General features: G+C 68.7%; 2 protein-coding genes. Both read left to right on the top strand.

The features are described 5' to 3' along the window. Positions 1-2,821, top strand: a 2,821-nt coding sequence (locus RJ1_RS48615) for a condensation domain-containing protein (RefSeq protein WP_143169611.1), incomplete at its 5' end; no start/stop codon positions are given. After that, positions 2,707-4,669: non-ribosomal peptide synthetase (locus RJ1_RS44415; protein WP_255284971.1), on the top strand; the 1,963-nt coding region annotated here is incomplete at its 3' end. The genes RJ1_RS48615 and RJ1_RS44415, both read left to right, overlap by 115 nt.

Here is a 4,669-nt window from a genome sequence, read left to right as displayed (position 1 = left end):
CTGCCAGGCAGTCCTGCTCACCGCACCACCTGAACTCACCACGGACACCCTCACCGCCACCGTACAAACAGTGCTCGACCACCACGACATGCTCCGCGCCCGACTCCACCGCGGAGACACAGACGACGACACCGTCCTCGAAATCCCACCCACCGCAACAGTACCGGCCGCACCCCTCATCACCCACGTCGCGGTCGAGACGCACTCGGACAACGACCTCGCCGCGATGGCACGCACGCAACTCGACGCCGCCGCACACCGCCTCGATCCCGAAAACGGCATCATGGCCCAATTCGTCTGGCTCGACCCCGGCACCCAACCCGGACACCTCCTCATCACCATCCACCACCTCGCCATCGACGGCGTCTCCTGGCGCATCCTCATCCCCGACCTCGCCGCCGCCCACCACGCCCACACCACCGGCACCACCCCCACACTCCCACCCACCACCACCAGCGCCCGCACCTACACCCACGCCCTCACCCACACCACCACACACCACACCCACGAACTCCCCCACTGGCACACCACCCTCACCACCCCCGACCCCCCACTCGGCACCAGGCCCCTCGACCCCACCCACGACACCGAAAACACCACCCACCACACCACCATCGAACTCCCACCCCACACCACCCACACCCTCCTCACCACCCTCGACCCCACCTACCACTGCACCATCGAAGACGCCCTCCTCACAGCACTCGCCCTCGCCGTCACCACCTGGCGCCACCGACACCACACCCCCACCCACACACTGCTCGTCACCATCGAAGGACACGGCCGCAACAACCCCCACATCCCCACAGCCGACCTCACCCGAACCGTCGGCTGGTTCACCACCATCCACCCCGCACTCCTCGACCTCACCGACATCGACCTCCCCAACGCACTCACCGGCGGACCCGCCACCGGACACGCCCTCACCACCATCAAAGAACAACTCCGCACCACCCCCGACCACGGCACCGGATACGGCCCCCTCCGCTACCTCAACCCCCACACCGCAACACAAATCCGCAACCTCCCCCAACCCCAAACCACCCTCAACTACCTCGGCCGGTTCGACTACCCGGCGGCGACACCGGACACGGGGTGGATCCCGGTGGAGGGTGTCGATCTCGGTCGTCCGCCGTCGAACCTGGCCGCGCCGGCGGTTCTGGGAATCGATGCCGCCACCGTCGTCGTCGGGGGCACGGAACACCTCACCGCGACGTGGTCCTACGTCACCGGTGTGCTGTCGGCGGCCGACGTCACCGAACTCACCGACCTCTGGACGAGCGCCCTCACCGCCATCGCCGACCACACCAGCCGACCCGGAGCCGGCCACCTCACCCCCAGCGACCTCGACCTCGTCCACCTCGACCAACCCACCCTCGACGCACTCCACCACGACTACCCCACCCTCACCGACGTCTGGCCCCTCACTCCACTGCAGGCCGGTCTGCTGTTCCACGCCGAACTGGGCGACCCCGCCGCAGACGCCTACCTGGTCCAACTCGTGCTCGACATCAGCGGCCCCCTCGACGCCGATCGCCTCCGCGACGCCGCACACACCCTGCTCGGCCGCCACCCGAACCTGGGTGCCGCATTCACCCACACGGCCGACGGCACACCGGTACAAGTCGTCACGACCGCTGCCCTCGCGTGGGCCCACCACGACGTCACCACCGCACACCATCCCGCCGCAGTGCTCGACAACGTCCTGGCCGCGGACCGTGCCGCACCGTTCGACCCGGCCGAGCCGCCTCTCCTGCGATTCACCCTCGTCACGACCGGACCCGATGACCACCACCTCGCGCTCACCAACCACCACCTGATACTCGACGGCTGGTCCACTCCGCTACTCCTGCACGAACTCCTCCACCTCTACGAGCACCACGCCGACCCCGGCGCACTTCCGCCTGTGCGGCCTTACCGCGATTTCCTCGAATGGCTCGGCACGCGCGACATCTCGGCATCTGTCGCCGCATGGAACCAGGCGCTCGACGGTGTCGAGGAACCGACGCGACTCGTCCCCGGCCTGGATCCGCACCGGGAACCCGGACCGTGCTCGGAGCGCGTGGCGTCATTGACGGCCGAGCAGACGGAGGCGTTGCGGACGCTCGCCCGCACCCACAACCTCACCCTCCACACCATCATCAACACCGCCTGGGCCCTCGTCCTCGCCACCCACACCGGCACCACCGACATCACCTTCGGCACCACCGTCTCCGGACGCCCACCCCACATCCCCCACATCGAAAACATGATCGGACTCTTCATCAACACCATCCCCGTCCGCATCACCCTCCACCCCACCGACACCCTCACCACCCTCCTCCACCACACCCACACCACCCACACCCAACTCCTCGACCACCACCACCTCCCCCTCACCCACATCCCCACCCCCACGCCACCACCTTCGACACCCTCACCGTCCACGAGAACTACCCCCACCACACCAACCCCTCACCCACCGACCTCACCATCACCACCACCTCCGCCACCGACGCCACCCACTACCCCCTCGCCCTCGCCCTCGCCACCACCACCGACGAGAGGCTGTGGTTGCGCGGCATCTACCAGTGCGACGTCTTCGACGCCCCCGCCGTCGACGCGATCCTCGGCCAGGTCACCCGGGTTCTGGTCGCCATGGGTAAGGATGCATCCCAGCCCGTTTCACGTGTGTCGATCCTCGATGCCGACGAGCAGCGCGCACTGGTGCCGGTGTGCGGCGAGGTGGCCGACGAGCCCCGGACATTGCAGAAGATTCTTGCCGACGCCGTCGCCCGGGCCCCGGATGCCGTCGCTGTCGTCGACGGGGATCGCAGACTGACGTACGTCGAACTCGAGGCCCGCGCGTCCCTCGTCGCGGACCGCCTCGTCGAGACGGGCGTGGGTCCGGAAAGTGTGGTGGCCGTCGCGATACCCCGGTCCCTCGAGTCGGTGCTCGCGGTGTGGGCCGTCGCCGGAACCGGCGCGGCGTTCGTGCCCGTCGACCCGACGTATCCGCAGACCCGCATCCAGCACATGCTCACCGATTCCGGAGTCCGTGTCGGGCTCACCACGAGCAGTCGTCGCGACGCGCTGCCGGACACCGTCACGTGGATCGAGCTCGAGGACACGAGTGCCGCCCGGTCACCATGCACCCATGATTCGGGGGCTCGCACGACGCACACGACGCGCCTCGACAATGCGGCGTACCTCATCTATACGTCCGGGTCCACCGGCCTCCCTAAGGGTGTCGCGGTTGGTCATCGTGGATTGAACTCTCTCGCAACCACATTGCGCGATCACACGGGCGTGACCGCCGCCTCCCGGGTGGCGCACTTCGCCTCGCCCAGCTTCGACGCGTCCATCCTCGAGTATCTGCTCACGTGGTCCGCGGGAGCCACGGCGGTGATCGTGCCCGCCACGATCTACGGCGGGGAGGAACTGCGACGGCATCTCGGCGACAGCCGGGTGACCCATGCCTTCCTCACTCCCACGACGCTGGCCGACCTGGATCCCCGGGGCCTGAACGACCTCGACTGCGTCGTCACGGGCGGCGAGAAGTACACGCCCGAAGTGATCCGCCGGTGGTCGCCGCACTGTCGGCTGATCAACGCGTACGGACCGACGGAAAGTACCGTGGTCGCAGATGTCTCGGATGCTCCGGCTGCCCGCGGTGCGAATGTGATCGGCGGCCCGATCCGCGGTGTCACCGAGGTCGTGCTCGACCCCCGGCTGCAACCGGTCCCGCTCCGGGCCCGGGGCGAGTTGTACATCACGGGCGACGCGATCGCCCGCGGATACCACGGCAAGCCCGCACTCACCGCTGCCCGTTTCGTGGCCGATCCGTTCGGCCCGCCGGGCGGTCGCATGTACCGCAGCGGTGATGTCGTCCGCTGGACCACCAGGCACGCGGGGTCCGCGGTCCTCGAATACCTGGGGCGCAGCGACTCCCAGGTGAAGGTCCGTGGCCACCGGATCGAACTCGGGGAGATCGACGCGGTGCTGTCCGGCCATCCGGCGGTCACGTTCTGCGCGACGCTCTCCTCGGCGGACGGCCCGGACGCGACACTGGTCTCGTACGTGACGACGACCGGCGAGGCCGGATCCCGCGAACTCCGCGACTACCTGGCGAGCCGGCTACCCGCACAGCTCGTTCCGTCCGCAGTCGTCCCGATCGACGTCATTCCGCGGACGCCGTCGGGAAAGCTCGACCGCGACGCACTCCGCACCCTCCGATCCACCCCGCGCCCCGTGCAGCCGTCGGCGGCCACCCCACTCGAACAGACAGTCGCGGACACCCTCGCCGCGACACTCGACCTGTCGAGTCTGGGAGTGGACGACGACTTCTTCGCGGCAGGTGGACACTCGCTGACGGCAACCCGGGCCGTCGCCCGCGTGAACGCGACCCTGCACACGGACCTCGCGGTGCGCAGCCTGTTCGACGCCCCGACGCCGCGCGCTCTGGCGCGACTGATCCGCGACGACACCGGATCGGAACCGCGTCCCCCGCTGACCGCCGCCGCGAGGGATCCGGAGTTCGCGCCGTTATCCCCCGCCCAACAACGCATCTGGTTCCTCAACCAATACGACACCACCACCCCCACCTACAACATCCCCCTCACCCTCCACCTCACCGGACACCTCGACACCACCGCCCTCCACCACGCCCTCACCGACCTCATCCACCGCC

This window comes from Rhodococcus jostii NBRC 16295, from assembly GCF_001894825.1.
Taxonomy (GTDB): domain Bacteria; phylum Actinomycetota; class Actinomycetes; order Mycobacteriales; family Mycobacteriaceae; genus Rhodococcus_F; species Rhodococcus_F jostii.
This window is presented reverse-complemented; position numbering and strand designations above follow the sequence as displayed.